Raw genomic sequence first — 14214 nt, forward strand, 5'->3', positions numbered from 1 at the left:
CTGAAGATCCATCCCCGAATATACTTCTAACTTCTGTCGGACCGAGGGGCGAATGCCCCGAAGCGCGAATATGCTGTTATCTGACGTACCCTACTTCTTCGAGAAGGCCCTCAAGCCGGCTCTTTATTCCTTTCCATTCGTAATCAATAATGCTGTAGATCACATAATCCAAGTGTTTATATTTCTTTCGAAGAATGCCTTCTCTGACTGCTCCCAGTCGTTCAATAGCTTTCTGTGATCTCACATTTGTTGTTGTAGTTATGATTTCAACCCGATTTACATGCAGATTCTCAAATGCATATTTCAGTAATAAGTATTTCGTTTCTGTGTTTACTCTTGTCCGCCACACTGTCGGCGAATACCAGGTTGAACCTATATTTAGATTGTTATTCTCTTCTGATATTCTAAGGTATCTTGTCGTTCCTACAATTTCATTCGTCTCTTTATCAAAAACAACAAATGGAAACTGTTCACGTCGCTCTCGACTAACTAATGCTTTATGGATAAATTGTTCCATCTCATCAATGGTCTTAATATGTATTGGGTAGTTCGCCCAGATATCTGGATCCCTAGAGCATTTATAAAGAGCTTTGATATGTTCAAGTTCTAAAGGAATGAGTTTTACACGTTTGCCTTCCAACTCTGAAAATTCATACATAAATATTCCAATCAACATGTATAAATGTATCCCACCCATATGCTGGTCCTTCCCATTCAGTTGGATAATCAGTTAGTTTCTTTGAAGGAGCATTTGGTCTAACATCTTCATGGGAATTTGCTTGTTGCAAAATAACAATAAATCCATCCCGTTCTGCATGTCCCCAATCATCAATTCTACATCCCAAAACATCACGATAGTATTCTTGTGATTTCTTTAAGGTGGAAACTAATCTTATTTGAATTGTCGTTCCAAATTTCAGTTGATGTTTAGTATCTAGTTCTGTTGATTGATTGTTCAATATAAATTCTCCTTCCTCAAAATGAATTACAGGATATCATTGCAGCTTTAATTAAAAATTCAGATCTACTAGGGGAAACAATTAATTTAATAATTTTGGGAATCAAGAGATTTAGGATAACGTTCAGGTATTCACGAACTTCCGCAGGAAGTTGTCACTGAATTAACTACTCTGTCAAAAGCATCACAGTGACCAAGGCGTAGCCGCCGCGTGAATACGGTGTTATCGGATGTTGCAACTTCATTGATTTAACTTATATCACCAAGTTTTTTATGTCTTTCAATTCAATCACTTTTTCTTGATATCTTTTAATCTTCAACTCAAATTTACTTCTATTTTTTTCAAAATCATTCGTCCACTTATACATCATCTTTAACATAGTAATATCAGGTTTATAATGAGACTTTTCTATTCCTATTTTTTGTTTAATAAATCTAGTGAAAATCCTAATTTTTCGCTTCCACAATGGAGGATCAACAAATATAATTACTTCTGCCATATCATACAAGCATTTGTACGACTCCCTATCTGTGCCTTCAAATATCCATGAACCTTTTTTATCAATTTCCTTAATAACTTCAACCTGTTCTTCTGCAGAACGTTTTTTCCTACCTTCTTTTGTATCGTTATGGACAATACAATCAAGTTCATACCAGGATATGTTTAAGCTTTTAGATAATTGTTTTGCCAATGTTGTTTTCCCACTTGCAACGATTCCAATAATAAAGATTTTCTTCATTGAATGCTCACCTACAATAATTGTTTATTGGCAAATTCCGATAACGTTTGACATTCCTGACGTTCAAGCAGCTTAAGTGACCAAAGGGAACGGGTCGTCAGACTTAGCTGGTTGAATGTATCGCCTGAATCTGCTTCTCTGATATCCCTCTTGGCGATCAAGGAGCGTACGCGACGACGTAGGAATGTTTTGTTTACTGATGTCAACGACTTCTTCGAGTAAACTAGCACAAGTTCTTTATAGTTTATTTTAGCTTTAGTTTATATATAACCTCGCCATCTTGGTTCTCTTTATCTTGATTGACAAATCCTAATTTCTCGTAAAGCTTTCTAGCATGATCATTACTATTTTCGATTGTTAGAGAGATTACTTCGCATTGTCTGTGCATTTCCTGAATGAATTCTAATATTCTTTTAAGAGATTGTATTCCTAATCCCATCCCTTGATATTCCTTGTCTAGCTGAAAGCCACCGATCCAGTAATTATTCGTACTATTAGGTGTATAGGAAAGATAGAAAAATCCGATTGCTTTATCATCCTTGATCAAAATATATGGATCAAAAGCCTCATCCCACGGTTTTATATAAGCCCATGCTAAAGATTCGATAACAGATGGTACAAACTTCTCTTGTGATTTGAGTAAAGATATCGAGAGAACTTCTTCCCAATTTTTTTTATTAATTGGTTCTATGCGGATTAGATTCATTTTTTATATTCCTTTCGTTTTCGCATTACAATTTCGTTGATTTCAGCTAACGTTCTTGTATTCACGAACTTGCGCAGCAAGTTGTCACATGAATCTACTTCTCTTCCGAAATCATCCAGTTACCAAGGCGTAGCCGCCGCATGAATACTGTGTTATAGGATGTCAGCGCCTTCATTGAATTACTTACTATTGTTGTATGTTTTTAATAAATCAGTGACTAATATTCCGTCAATCTTCATGCCCTCTATATTACAGTTTTGAATAGTAAGATTTGAAAGGTTAGAATCAACCATTTTACTACCTATCATCTCACATCGTTCAAGTAAGAGAGGTCGCTTTTCTCCATCAACTGATAAGTTGGTGTCATGTAAATAAGCTCCTCCTAATGAAGCATGACAAATCTCTACATTACTCAGGTTTGAATCACCCAATATAGAGTTACTCATATTTGTGTTTGTTATATGAGTATTTGATAAATTAACGTTTTGCATTCTTACATTCCCCATATTAGCATTTGAAAAACATGTATTATTTAGATTAACATCGTAATAATCAGTATCCTGCAAATTACACCCTCTAAAATTATGCTTAGAAAAATCTATACTTGTACTAAATTTACTCTGATCATAATCAGTACAGTTTGTTTCTTTACGATAGTATCTTTCATATTTATCTTCGCCAACCAACCTATACCCATTTTTTTCGTAAAAGTAATGATTCCTTGGACTTTTTTGTGTTGTGTCCAATGTCCAGATTTTTATTTCTGGATTGAATTCTTCGATTAACTGAAGAACGTCAGAACCAATATATTTTCCTTGATTCCCCGGTAGTATATACAATCGGTCAATTCTTGCGTGCTCTCTTCCTGTTGTTGAGATCAGGATAACACCTACTAAAATATCCCTATTTATTATTTTATAGTACCTTCCGTATCGTGCATGGTATTTCTGCATATCAAGCGAATCAAATCCTGGAATATGAGGCCTTTCACCGTTAGAATACCACTTAGAAGTCTCATCCTCTTCTACCTTGATCATTAAATCTCTTATCTGATCAGCATCTTCTTCAGTTGCTACATTTAGTCTGGTCGAATTATTCATATGTACACCTTCATCTTTAGTTATTTATTTACGATGATTTCATATAACGTTCTTGTATCTACGAACCTTCACTGCCTTAAGGGACGAAGACACGGCCGCAATGCGGTTAGGGAGTTGCTGAATCCGCTTCTTCGGAATCCCCTCTTGCAGAGCAGACCAAGGCCATTAGGCCGCAGCGTAGATACGGTGTTAGGTGATGTCGCTGGCTTCCTGAATTATCCTGCAAAGTTTCAAGGCTTTGTGTATAAATTTGAAATTTCTATTGATTTATAACATATTTATATACTCCACATAGACTGATATCTTCCGATACTAATCCCAATAAAGTTGCTATAACCATCCCGTGACAAACTACAATAACTTTTGAATTATTTACATATTTATTAAGTACGTTACTGGTTCTATTGAATAAGCTTTCTTTGGTCTCCCATAACTTGGTTTCTCCTGGAGGAAAGCAACCATTATGATCCATATAGTCATTCCATAAATCCTTTATTTCGTGAACCGTTGTAGCTTGCCAATTATCTGGGGTCCACTCATGCAAGTCAAATTCTACTTGCAATGGTCTTCCTATATTTCTATTCATAATAGCTGCGGTTTGTAATGATCTTGTATACGGTGATGAAATTATCAATTCACATTCTTCTAAATAGGGGTTGTTTCCAATTACCTGTTCTGCTTGTATAACTCCGTTCGAAGTTAAGGGAACATAGTCTCTCATTGCCCCTCTTAAATTCCGTTCTTCTTTAAATTTCCAATCGGGTTCCCCGTGTCTTACTAAGTAAAAAATAGTCATTTATAAACCTCCAAGAATAGCTTTCGAAAAATGATTTCTTTCTTTTTATTGTTTCAGCGATTTCACCTAACGTTCTTGCATTAACGAACCTGCGCAAAGCAGGTTGTCACATGAATTTTCTTCACTGCCGAAAGCTTCACCAGTGACCAAGGAGCGCATGCGACGATGCGTTAATGCTGTGTTAGCTGTAGTCCCACCATCTTTGAGTTACTTTCGTGGTTGTATTGTACTTGTTTTTATAAACTTATTTGGAATTAATAAACCAGAACCTTGCCTAACAACCTGAACAAGTGGTGCATGGTGTTGATTGACATATTCATTGATATTAAGATAGGAATTTACGTAAGCTTGCGTACACTCTCGGCCATTACTACAATCGTAACCAAATCCTATTCCTGGTCCTTTGCTTTCTTCTATCATTTTACAATCAAGAATATGAGAGTAATCAGCAATATATATTTTAAATTGAGATATTGGAACAGACACCTCGAGTAAAATATCTCCAATATGTTTATTTGTAAGTTCAATACCTAAATTATTAAAATACACACTTGTTGTTAACCAACTAGGCAATGGTTCAACGAAGCCCTCTACCAGATAACATCCCTTTAATTCTTCAGGGGGAGTCGGGCATGCGACTTCTCTATAAGCCCACAATCCTTCGGTCATTATATCTTTGATCTTATCCTCGTGGGTGAAATGATAAAAAGTGAAATACTTATCTGAACTTATATTAACTTTTGCTTTATCAGTAATAAAATGAAGTTCTTTTAACGACTATTTTCTGTTATCTAAGAAGGTTTGACCCAATCTAAAACGCTTTCCTCCTTAAATCTTACCAATACAAAGCCTACATATTTTTCATTTTGCTTAATAACATATGGAAATCGATAATTTACTTCTCTCCAATAGTCTTCTAAATGTGGGTATGTCCCATATAATCCATCTTCTTCGACATCGCATTTTACAAATTCAGAAAAATCATAAATATAGAATTGCATTAGATTTTTTATAACATCTTTGTACTCTTCTGTAGCGTTTATTATTTCATAATTCATATATAGTGATCACCTTTATTCTTTAATTTATATGTTAATTCAGATAACGTTCTTGTATTCACGAACTTGCGCAGCAAGTTGTCACATGAGTTTAATTCACTGCCAATTGCACCAACAGTGACCAAGGGCTATGCCCACCGCGTGAATACTGTGTTATGTGAAGTGATCGACTTCGTTGATTTTGCTTTCAACTCATGTATCATTTTTGTTTCCCTTTATGTAATTTTCAAGTTCTTTCCTTGTTATTGGATGTAATATTATTTCTTCAGATTTCATCATTCTTTCTACTAGACTAGATTCTTTAACTATACGCCCCCACTTTCTTGAAAACGACTTCCAGTCACATACCATTTCTATCATATACTTCTTTGGCATTGGCAGAGCTTCTCTTTTGTTTCTATTTACTATCCAATATTCCCAATGGTGTTTATTATGATTTTGATGATGTAACCAAGCTTTCTTCCATCTTAGCTCGGTATTCTCATCCTTCTGGTTTGAATAAAACTTAAGTGCATACGGAATAAATTCTTGAGAAGAAAATTTTGACATATCATGAATGATCCCTTGAAGATACAATCCTTCTTTCCAACATTCAATGAGAACGCTAACTTTATGATCCAAAACATAAAGAAAATATCGCCAATATACTAAGAATATTATGGCCCTCTCCTTTGGATTTATAGATTTTATATTCTTTCGATCATTTCACATAACGTTTTGTGCTCGCGACGTCCCATCACCTTAAGCCCGAAGGGTGGTCGCGATGCGGTTAGGTGGTGCGGATGTGTCCGGCTGTCCTCTGAAATCCATCTGCCAGACCGAGGGCGAATGCCCTATGCGTGAACACGGTGTTATCGGACGCCAGTGCCCTCTTTGATAGTCTCATATATCCTTAATGTCTTTATTTATCCTATGATTTTTGATTTGAATTATTTTCATTTCTTAGTTCTAACCCTTTTTCTAAAAATTCAACTAATATATTCTCGTTTTCTTGACCATCTTCAGAGGCATGCGATATTATCCATGAAATAGCCGCATTTAAAAGACAAAACAAACCTGATATAATTATCTTCCACAAAAAACTAATTACACCAGTAAAAATATCCGCCAAACTCGCACTAATAAAACAAACAATAAACATAGTTATAATAGAAATTATATCCGTGTAGCCTCTATATGTTCGAAAATAAACATAAGTTTTATTGTTTTTTGTACTGATCTTTCCTAGCACCTTATTTCGAACTAAGTCGCTCTTTAACATTCCCCTAGTAACAGAAATACTAAATAACCCCTTATTAATCCACCCAACAAATTCTCCCCCATCGAGTGTAATGGAATAAAAGTCGACACTATTTTTTATTACTGATTCACAATGCGATTTTGAAAGCTCTGTTGAACATTTATACTCCAATGTATACACCTACTTTCATTTTTTACTCCATTCACTGATTTCCGATAACGTTCTTGTATTCACGAACTTGCGCAGCAAGTTGTCACTGAATCCACTACTCTGCCAAAAGCATCAAGTGACCAAGGCAGAGTCGCCGCGTGAATACTGTGTTATGTGATGTCATCGCCCTCTTCGAATTCACTTTCTCAATATCAAATATGTATTAATCTCAAGATCTCCAAATTGTTCTTTACTATATGTCTCTTTCCAATAAATTCTGAGGTTATTTCCATGATCGTTCCCATATTTAAATGGTCAAAATCTCTATTCCAACGAAACATAACAAGAAGATTCTTAAAATCTTGAGTATAGTTACGCTCTTCAAGTCTTAATCTTGTTTTGATAAATCTCTTAAGCGTCCTCCAATTCTGGACTAGTAAACTAGGTTTGATTATAAAAATATAATCTGCTTCTTTTAAGCTACTGTATACCCATTTGTGATGTACCCCCTCAACTATCCACGATTCCTGTGTAATAATGTCATGTAGGCTCTTATCACGTATTTCTACTGGATATTTGGTATCCGTACTTCGATCCCAGACCAGATTATCCGTTTGGTAATGATTAATTCCCAGCTTCTGCGAGAGCATTCTTGAAATATAAGTTTTACCACTGCCACAACCACCGATAATGTGGATTTTCATAGCCTCTCCGTCCTATCCCTAAAACTTTATCTTGCGATGATTTCAGATAACGTTCTTGTATTCCAGATGTCAATTCCCTTTAGATAGCTCTTATCTTAGGGGAATTGATGTGTCTGCCTGAATCCGCTTCATCGAAATTCCTCGGGCAGACCGAGCGGCGATAATCGCGAAGCTGGAACACGTTGTTATACGCTGTCCTTGCCCTCTACGAATAGTCCCAAGATTATAATGTTAATACTACGCAAACTTCACCACAAACCAATTTTTCACCTGTTTCCATAAAACCAAGAGAGTCATAAATCCTCTTCGCAACCACATTCTCGGGTTTATATGTAAGTTCAATAACTTTAGCTTCCCCGCGTGGAAGAGTCCTCGCATATTCAATCGCTTTTACCACCATCTCTCTACCATACCCCTTACCCTGGTAATGCTTATCGATCATCATCTTAAATATGCCGTAACTACTGTAATCAAAGTTTCCATCCCCGTCATCATAGTACATTGAAATGAAGCCTACCATGCTATTTTCTTTATAGACTGCAAATGTAATAATTACCTGACCCTCATCGGAGGCAATATATGCTTCGGCAAGAGCATGTTGATTTGAGGAGATAAATCTTTGTTGTTCATTAGCCACACGTAGCTCAATGCATTCAATAAAATTATCCCAAGTTACTTTTCTGAATTCCATTAAGACGACCTCCTTTTGAATTTGTATATTTTCTTGCTAGGGTTGCGTATAACGTTCTTGTATTCACGAACTTCCGTAGGAAGTTGTCAGACAGATATCACTTCATTGAATTCCCACTGCTTACCAAGGTGGAGCCGTCGCGTGAATACGGTGTTAGAGGATGTTGATGCCTTCGTTGAATTACTGAATAGGATTTTCATAAATTTCTAAGAATTTTTTATAGTTTATATGACTTAAGCAATATAATAATAGATTTTGATCGAATCCTTCTTTTCCAAATATTCTTGTAATCTCTACAATTCTATTTTCTTTCCCTCTTGAAAAATTAGTTTGAAGCTGTACTTCTAAAGGAACACCGGTACAATATTCCCATCTATATTCACTAATTTTATTAAACTACTAATTTCGGGACCATTCTCCCAAATACCATTGCCTGAAGTGTAACTTATTACATCATGTTGTACTGCATGTGCGATATCAATTTTCATATTATTCATATACACTCTGCCAAATGTCTATATCTCCAGGTATTATATCGGCACCTTGAATAACCGTAGCCATCGAACCTACAACAGCCCATTTTAGTTGGAAATATTACTAAGTTTTTTATTTATATCGTATAGTGCATCAAAGATATTCATAGTAATTCCTTTCTAGGTTAAATAAATTTGTATCAATTTCCTATAACGTTCTTGTATTCACGAACTTGCGCAGGAGGTTGTCAGATTAATCGACTACGCTGTCAAAAACATCACCAGTGACCAAGGCGTAGCCGCTGCTTGAATACGGTGTTATGTGAAGTGATCGCCCCTTGGCACCGCTATCAAAAGATGTTTTTAATATTTCTTTGATTTAATTTTTCAATTAGTAATTGAACAGTGACTTCAACAAATCCATCCATTTCTTCTGATTTGAGATAAATAAATTTATGATCTTGGGAAATTGAATTATTGCGATAGTAATCGGTAATATTCTTTATTTGCTTGCATGTTTGCCCAGCAGAGAAAAAAAACAGGTGTTCTGGAAAGTTGTCAATATACTGAAACTCAGTCCAAAAAATACTGTCTTGATTCTTCTTGAGATACATAAAATCCAATCCATACCAATCCCTCTTAACAAGGGGGGTATACTCTGGCGTATTTAAAATACGTTGAAATACTTTCTCTTTCTTTTTTTGGTTTGTGAGTTTTATCCATTCTTCATCCGTAACCAAATGAAAATAATAACCTAAAAAGTATGATGCCTCGGGAGTCATAAGATTAGAAATTCCAGTTAGATATTGATTGTAAAATGACTCTGAATTTATCTTGCCATCAATCTCAAAATGGGTTATTTCTTTGGTGGGGATTGGTTTACCATTCTCACCGATTAATCCACAATCTGGACCAATGTTACCAACTAAAAAATCAGTTTTTGAAATTTTGAGATTCCTTTTAATAAATTCCTCTGCAATCCTAAAATGAGTAACCCAAGTAGCCATAACTCACTCTCCATCTTAATGATACATTCTCTAGCAATTATTTCGCCTAACGTTGTCGTATTCGCGACGTCCATTCCCCTTAGACAGCTCTTATCTTAGGGGATTGGATGTGTCTGCCTGAATATTCTTCATCAAAATCCCACTGGCAGACCAAGGGGCGTATGGCCCGCAGCGCAAATATTGTGTTAGGCGATGCCGACTAGAAACACTCACATTTTATTTCTTTTATTTATTTCTTTCTTGCAATTACATATGCTTTATCCGTTTTATCAAATCCAATACGAGGGTAAAATTCAATTGCTCCTGGAGATGAGAGTAATACCAACGAGGGTTCTTCTCCTAATATGATTTGTAGTTTGTTCACTAATTGCTTTCCGATTCCTTGATTTTGATATTCCTTGTCCACTGCTAAGTCAGATAGATAGCAGCAATAAGAATAATCTGTTATTGCTCTAGCTAGCCCAATCATCTTCTTGTCATCCCATGCACTAATAATAATATCCGAGTTATCTATCATTCTTTGTACTCTCTCTATGTCTTCATATGGTCTTTTTATTCCTGATTTTTTAAGTACTTCGGCTACATCTGCAGCGTTAAGGAGTTTGTCTTCTAAATACGTGATCATTATCATTATTCCCTTCTTGTTTCAGTCTTTTGGTTTAATGTTACTTACTCCCGGTTTCGCCTAACGTTCTTGTATTCACGAACTTGCGCAGCAAGTTGTCACTGATTATACTACTCTGCCAAAAGCATCAAAAGTGACCAAGGCGTAGCCGCCGCGTGAATACTATGTTATCCGATGCATCTGACTTCATCAATTCATCTTTCTTACCAAGTGTTTAATGCTTCTTTTCTAAAAATTTCTATGCTTTAGCTTTATGATTCTTAACTGAATGTTGCCACACTTACTTAAAATATCCTTAATATCCTTTTGCCCGTAATTTTTTATTGATTAATCGGTCTTATTCTTTAACTGTGGTTTTAATTGTGTTTTGATATGTTTTTTCCTTTTTACAACTATTCTAGGAGTTGGATCGCCAACTGGTGCATCTATTGATGATCGTGAGTAAAGTAATTCATGATGGTTTAGGTTGAGGGTTCTTAGAGGTGTTGTTCTATTATCTATTATATCAAATGATTTCTTTTGCTACAGTTATTCATTTTCATTCGATTTTGACCATTCCAGATGTTTCGGATAACGTTCTTGTATCCACAAACTTGTGCAGCAAGTTGTCACTGAATCTGCTTCATCTGCCAATAAGCATCAAGTGACCAAGGCGGGGCCGCTACTTGAATACGGTGTTATACGCTGTTGTAATCCGAACTCCTCGAATGAAGACAGGATGTCGGCCTTCAACTAACGTGTTTATTGTCTTTAATGCTAATCTTGTAAAATGTCTTTTAAAGAATTTAATCATGTGTTTTAATTCTCTTTAAACAATGTGTCTTATTCTTGTTTCAAGTGTTTCAAGTGTTTCAAGTGTTTCAAGTGTTTCAAGTGTTTCAAGAATCATTGTCTCTATTCAGGTTTTTGTTGTGAAGTGCTTTTCAAATGTTTTTGATTATATGCGTGAGGTTGCAAAGTGACCCTTTGCATTCAGAGTCTAACTAAGGTGAGGAAATTCAAGTAATTAGTATGATTGTAATTGCTTTTGCTTCAAACAACAAGGACGTTGTGAACGCAAACACTGAACAGAACTGTTCGGATTACAATGGCGTATAACGTTCTTGTATTCACGAACTTCCGCAGCAAGTTGTCACTGAATCCACTACTCTGCCAAAAGCATCACAGTGACCAAGGGCGTATGCCCGCCGCGTGAATACTGTGTTATGTGATGCTTACGCCTCCATTGAATAGCTTATACCAGTCTAAGTTTCCATATAAATAGGTTTACCTATTAGCTCTAAGCATGCCTCTAAACGCTTCCTATTATTTTTTGATATCATTTTCTTTGCTTTCTCGATAGGGAAAAACTTGGACTCTAGGCTCTCATTAGTAATTACTAGTTCACCGCCTATTGGCTTTGCTATAAATAAAGTCATACAAATACTTCTTTCAACATTCTGATATATCCCACAAAATTCTACAATTTCAATATCGATTCCAGACTCTTCTTTTGTTTCTCTGATGGCTGCTTGAGCAATTGATTCTTCCTCTTCCACCTGCCCACCAGGCATTTCCCATCCCCTACGAGGTCCATTAATAAGTAATATTTCATTATAATCATTGATCACAATTGCAGACGCAGATATTATATGTTTTGGTGGGATCATTTTCTTCTCCTTTGATATTTTTATATTTCATGATATTGCGTAGGTTTCAGATAACGTTCTTGTATTCACGAACTTGCGCAGCAAGTTGTCACTTGAATCTACTACTCTGTCAAAAGCATCAAAGTGACCAAGACGTAGCCGCTGCGTGAATACTGTGTTAGATGATACCTATGCCCTCTTCGACATACTATCATTCGTTCAATTCTAATCTACTAAAAACAAGATCAAAGATTCTAAGTTTTCATTAATATACTTTGCAGTATGACCACCATTATTAGATACAAATTCAACTTGAATATCTCGATTATTAAGGATTCCAACCAATTCAATATTTGCACTTAAAAATGGATCTTCCTTACCACAATTCAAATAAATTTGTAACATACTTAGATCTTTGTGTTGTGCTAATGCTAGTGGATCCCTATCATTTCTTACTTCTTCGTTTGGATACATCCAATTGTAAACATATATATTAGTTTCAGGCTTCTGTATACCTGTTCCCATTCCACAGACTTTAGAAAACAAATGATTATTACGGAAAGATATGTGCATCGCGGCATAACCTCCCATAGACCATCCACCAATATACCTATTAGAAGGATGTGCAATGGTGGAAAAATTACTATCGACATACTCAATTAAATCTTTCACTATAAAACTCTCGTACTTCCCCTCATATCTCCTATTCGTTCCGTCTTCATTCTGATACCATACTCTGCAAATATCAGCTGAATCTATTCCATAACTTCCATCATAATTTGGAGCAACTATGATCATAGGAGCCACAACTGATTTAGAAATATGATTGTCAAGTAAATTGTCCATTCCATGATTAATAAGGATTGTATTCATGTTTCCAGAAAAACCATGGAGTAAATATAAAACAGGATATTTATTATTACGATTATATCCCTTTGGCAAATAAATTAATGTATCCATTACTTTATTAAGTGATTGGCTATAAAAACTTATCTTTACGTTTTGAGATCTTTGAAGTAAAAGATTATCCAGCATAGTCACCTCCACCAGAAATGTTATTATAAATATTTGCATAGGTTTCATCTAACGTTTCCCTGTTCACGACGTCCAACCACCTTAAGGTCACGTAGTGACCGGCCGCGAGGCGGTTAGGTGGTGCGGATGTGTCCGCTGAATATGCTTTCCTGTACCTGAGTTACTTCGGATCCGAATATGCTTCACTTCCGGCGTACCGAGGGACGGCGTATGCCGACCCGATGCGTGAACATATTGTTATATGATGCCAGTGCCATCAATGAGATACATTCTAATAAAGTCTGTTTTCATAACTTTCTTTCAGGGCTGCTGCTACCTCTTCTTCTGTTTTCTCTAATTTTCTCGCATGTTTAGAAATAATTAACGCTGGATTCGGAAGTTTCGATATATCAACCCATGAGTCATGATCCCACAATCGAGATCTCTTAAATGCTTTAGCACAGTGTATAAAGCACTCTTCTACCACAACACCGATACCTAATATTGGAGATTTCCCATTAACCTGCATCGAATCTAATATATCCTGATCTTTCACTATAAAAGCGTCTCCGTTTACCCTTAATGTCTCTTCTAGTCCGGGAATAATAAAGATTAGTCCTATCTTGGGATTCTTTAAAATATTCCTCATCGAGTCTATCCTTCGGTTCCCAGGTCTTTCTGGGATTATCAGCCTCTTATCGTCTAATATGTGAACAAACCCTGGAGCATCTCCTCGAGGTGAAACATCACATTGCCCATTATTATCTGACGTAGAAATAAATATCATAGGGGAAAAAGATATATATTCCCGGCAATGTTCATCAAGGTGGCTGATTGTTTTATTACTTACTAACTCACTTGGAAAGCCAATCAGTTTCCTTATTTCTTCTTCTGAATCAACTATATCTAAAAAGTCAGTCATCGAAAAACCTCCACGATGTTCATAGTTATTTGGTTTCTATCAATATGCACTGGTTTCATATAACGTTCAGTTATTCACGAACTTCCGCAGGAAGTTGTCACTGAATCTGCTTCATCTGCCAAAAAGCATCAAGTGACCAAGGCGGAGCCGCTGCTTGAATACTGTGTTATCGGATGTTATTGCCTTCAATGATTCAACTTTCCAAGTAGTTCTTTAACTTATTTATATATTTGCTAATGTTATTTATTATCATGTTTTGACCAGATAGTAACTCTTCTTTTAATCTCATCTTCATCTTTGGTTATTAACTTCCCATCAGGCAGTAATATATAATCTAAATACATATCTTCAATAAATGGCACTCCATTTTCTGTAAGTCCACTTGCACTAATAATATCAAAA

General features: G+C 35.8%; 18 protein-coding genes. All 18 read right to left on the reverse strand.

What is annotated here, in order from left to right:
- Positions 1 to 76: 76 nt before the first annotated feature.
- On the reverse strand, positions 77 to 676 hold the full coding sequence (locus tag AC1TPB_RS12945; RefSeq protein WP_482076872.1) for a GNAT family N-acetyltransferase: 600 nt from the start codon (positions 674 to 676) through the stop codon (positions 77 to 79).
- Positions 651 to 959, reverse strand: a complete 309-nt coding sequence (locus AC1TPB_RS12950) for a hypothetical protein (protein WP_482076873.1) — start codon at positions 957 to 959, stop codon at positions 651 to 653. The genes AC1TPB_RS12945 and AC1TPB_RS12950 overlap by 26 nt, the downstream gene beginning before the upstream one ends.
- A 253-nt stretch (positions 960 to 1212) precedes the next feature.
- Entirely contained in the window at positions 1213 to 1698 is a 486-nt protein-coding gene (locus tag AC1TPB_RS12955) for an AAA family ATPase (protein WP_482076874.1), read from the reverse strand.
- 244 nt (positions 1699 to 1942) lie between these two features.
- The gene (locus tag AC1TPB_RS12960; RefSeq protein ID WP_482076875.1) at positions 1943 to 2404 is read right to left on the reverse strand and encodes a GNAT family N-acetyltransferase; all 462 of its coding nucleotides are present in this window, start codon (positions 2402 to 2404) and stop codon (positions 1943 to 1945) included.
- A gap of 179 nt (positions 2405 to 2583) precedes the next feature.
- Positions 2584 to 3504 (reverse strand): GNAT family N-acetyltransferase, encoded by a 921-nt coding sequence (locus tag AC1TPB_RS12965; RefSeq protein WP_482076876.1) that lies wholly within the window; start codon positions 3502 to 3504, stop codon positions 2584 to 2586.
- Positions 3505 to 3763: 259 nt separating this feature from the next.
- Positions 3764 to 4300: a histidine phosphatase family protein gene (locus AC1TPB_RS12970; protein WP_482076877.1), complete on the reverse strand. Its 537-nt coding sequence runs from the start codon at positions 4298 to 4300 to the stop codon at positions 3764 to 3766.
- Between the two features lie 207 nt (positions 4301 to 4507).
- Positions 4508 to 4969, reverse strand: a complete 462-nt coding sequence (locus AC1TPB_RS12975; protein WP_482076878.1) for a hypothetical protein — start codon at positions 4967 to 4969, stop codon at positions 4508 to 4510.
- 122 nt (positions 4970 to 5091) lie between these two features.
- Positions 5092 to 5358 (reverse strand): hypothetical protein, encoded by a 267-nt coding sequence (locus AC1TPB_RS12980; RefSeq protein WP_482076879.1) that lies wholly within the window; start codon positions 5356 to 5358, stop codon positions 5092 to 5094.
- A gap of 192 nt (positions 5359 to 5550) precedes the next feature.
- Entirely contained in the window at positions 5551 to 6048 is a 498-nt protein-coding gene (locus AC1TPB_RS12985; RefSeq protein ID WP_482076899.1) for a DUF5662 family protein, read from the reverse strand.
- A 220-nt stretch (positions 6049 to 6268) separates the two neighbouring features.
- Positions 6269 to 6769, reverse strand: coding sequence for a hypothetical protein (locus AC1TPB_RS12990; protein WP_482076880.1), 501 nt, complete (start codon positions 6767 to 6769; stop codon positions 6269 to 6271).
- Positions 6770 to 6960: 191 nt separating this feature from the next.
- The gene (locus AC1TPB_RS12995) at positions 6961 to 7452 is read right to left on the reverse strand and encodes a P-loop NTPase family protein (protein WP_482076881.1); all 492 of its coding nucleotides are present in this window, start codon (positions 7450 to 7452) and stop codon (positions 6961 to 6963) included.
- Between the two features lie 223 nt (positions 7453 to 7675).
- Positions 7676 to 8143, reverse strand: coding sequence for a GNAT family N-acetyltransferase (locus AC1TPB_RS13000; protein ID WP_482076882.1), 468 nt, complete (start codon positions 8141 to 8143; stop codon positions 7676 to 7678).
- A gap of 823 nt (positions 8144 to 8966) precedes the next feature.
- Complete coding sequence (locus AC1TPB_RS13005) at positions 8967 to 9623, reverse strand: hypothetical protein (RefSeq protein ID WP_482076883.1); 657 nt, start codon at positions 9621 to 9623, stop codon at positions 8967 to 8969.
- A 229-nt stretch (positions 9624 to 9852) separates the two neighbouring features.
- Complete coding sequence (locus AC1TPB_RS13010) at positions 9853 to 10248, reverse strand: GNAT family N-acetyltransferase (RefSeq protein WP_482076884.1); 396 nt, start codon at positions 10246 to 10248, stop codon at positions 9853 to 9855.
- Positions 10249 to 11492: 1244 nt separating this feature from the next.
- The gene (locus tag AC1TPB_RS13015) at positions 11493 to 11897 is read right to left on the reverse strand and encodes an NUDIX hydrolase (RefSeq protein WP_482076885.1); all 405 of its coding nucleotides are present in this window, start codon (positions 11895 to 11897) and stop codon (positions 11493 to 11495) included.
- Between the two features lie 204 nt (positions 11898 to 12101).
- On the reverse strand, positions 12102 to 12959 hold the full coding sequence (locus AC1TPB_RS13020) for an alpha/beta hydrolase (protein ID WP_482076886.1): 858 nt from the start codon (positions 12957 to 12959) through the stop codon (positions 12102 to 12104).
- A gap of 223 nt (positions 12960 to 13182) precedes the next feature.
- Positions 13183 to 13812, reverse strand: a complete 630-nt coding sequence (locus AC1TPB_RS13025; RefSeq protein ID WP_482076887.1) for a pyridoxamine 5'-phosphate oxidase family protein — start codon at positions 13810 to 13812, stop codon at positions 13183 to 13185.
- A gap of 239 nt (positions 13813 to 14051) precedes the next feature.
- Positions 14052 to 14207 (reverse strand): hypothetical protein, encoded by a 156-nt coding sequence (locus AC1TPB_RS13030; RefSeq protein ID WP_482076900.1) that lies wholly within the window; start codon positions 14205 to 14207, stop codon positions 14052 to 14054.
- Positions 14208 to 14214 lie beyond the last annotated feature (7 nt).

Source organism: Paenibacillus sp. Y951, from assembly GCF_056786395.1.

Excerpts from the sequence above, each read along its gene's own strand:
- AC1TPB_RS12945 (WP_482076872.1), bottom strand. The coding sequence starts at position 676 with ATGTTGATTGGAATATTTATGTATGAATTTTCAGAGTTGGAAGGCAAA.
- AC1TPB_RS12955 (WP_482076874.1), bottom strand. The coding sequence starts at position 1,698 with ATGAAGAAAATCTTTATTATTGGAATCGTTGCAAGTGGGAAAACAACA.
- AC1TPB_RS12960 (WP_482076875.1), bottom strand. The coding sequence starts at position 2,404 with ATGAATCTAATCCGCATAGAACCAATTAATAAAAAAAATTGGGAAGAA.
- AC1TPB_RS12965 (WP_482076876.1), bottom strand. The coding sequence starts at position 3,504 with ATGAATAATTCGACCAGACTAAATGTAGCAACTGAAGAAGATGCTGAT.
- AC1TPB_RS12970 (WP_482076877.1), bottom strand. The coding sequence starts at position 4,300 with ATGACTATTTTTTACTTAGTAAGACACGGGGAACCCGATTGGAAATTT.
- AC1TPB_RS12975 (WP_482076878.1), bottom strand. The coding sequence starts at position 4,969 with ATGACCGAAGGATTGTGGGCTTATAGAGAAGTCGCATGCCCGACTCCC.
- AC1TPB_RS12980 (WP_482076879.1), bottom strand. The coding sequence starts at position 5,358 with ATGAATTATGAAATAATAAACGCTACAGAAGAGTACAAAGATGTTATA.
- AC1TPB_RS12995 (WP_482076881.1), bottom strand. The coding sequence starts at position 7,452 with ATGAAAATCCACATTATCGGTGGTTGTGGCAGTGGTAAAACTTATATT.
- AC1TPB_RS13000 (WP_482076882.1), bottom strand. The coding sequence starts at position 8,143 with ATGGAATTCAGAAAAGTAACTTGGGATAATTTTATTGAATGCATTGAG.
- AC1TPB_RS13005 (WP_482076883.1), bottom strand. The coding sequence starts at position 9,623 with ATGGCTACTTGGGTTACTCATTTTAGGATTGCAGAGGAATTTATTAAA.
- AC1TPB_RS13010 (WP_482076884.1), bottom strand. The coding sequence starts at position 10,248 with ATGATCACGTATTTAGAAGACAAACTCCTTAACGCTGCAGATGTAGCC.
- AC1TPB_RS13015 (WP_482076885.1), bottom strand. The coding sequence starts at position 11,897 with ATGATCCCACCAAAACATATAATATCTGCGTCTGCAATTGTGATCAAT.
- AC1TPB_RS13020 (WP_482076886.1), bottom strand. The coding sequence starts at position 12,959 with ATGAAACCTATGCAAATATTTATAATAACATTTCTGGTGGAGGTGACT.
- AC1TPB_RS13025 (WP_482076887.1), bottom strand. The coding sequence starts at position 13,812 with ATGACTGACTTTTTAGATATAGTTGATTCAGAAGAAGAAATAAGGAAA.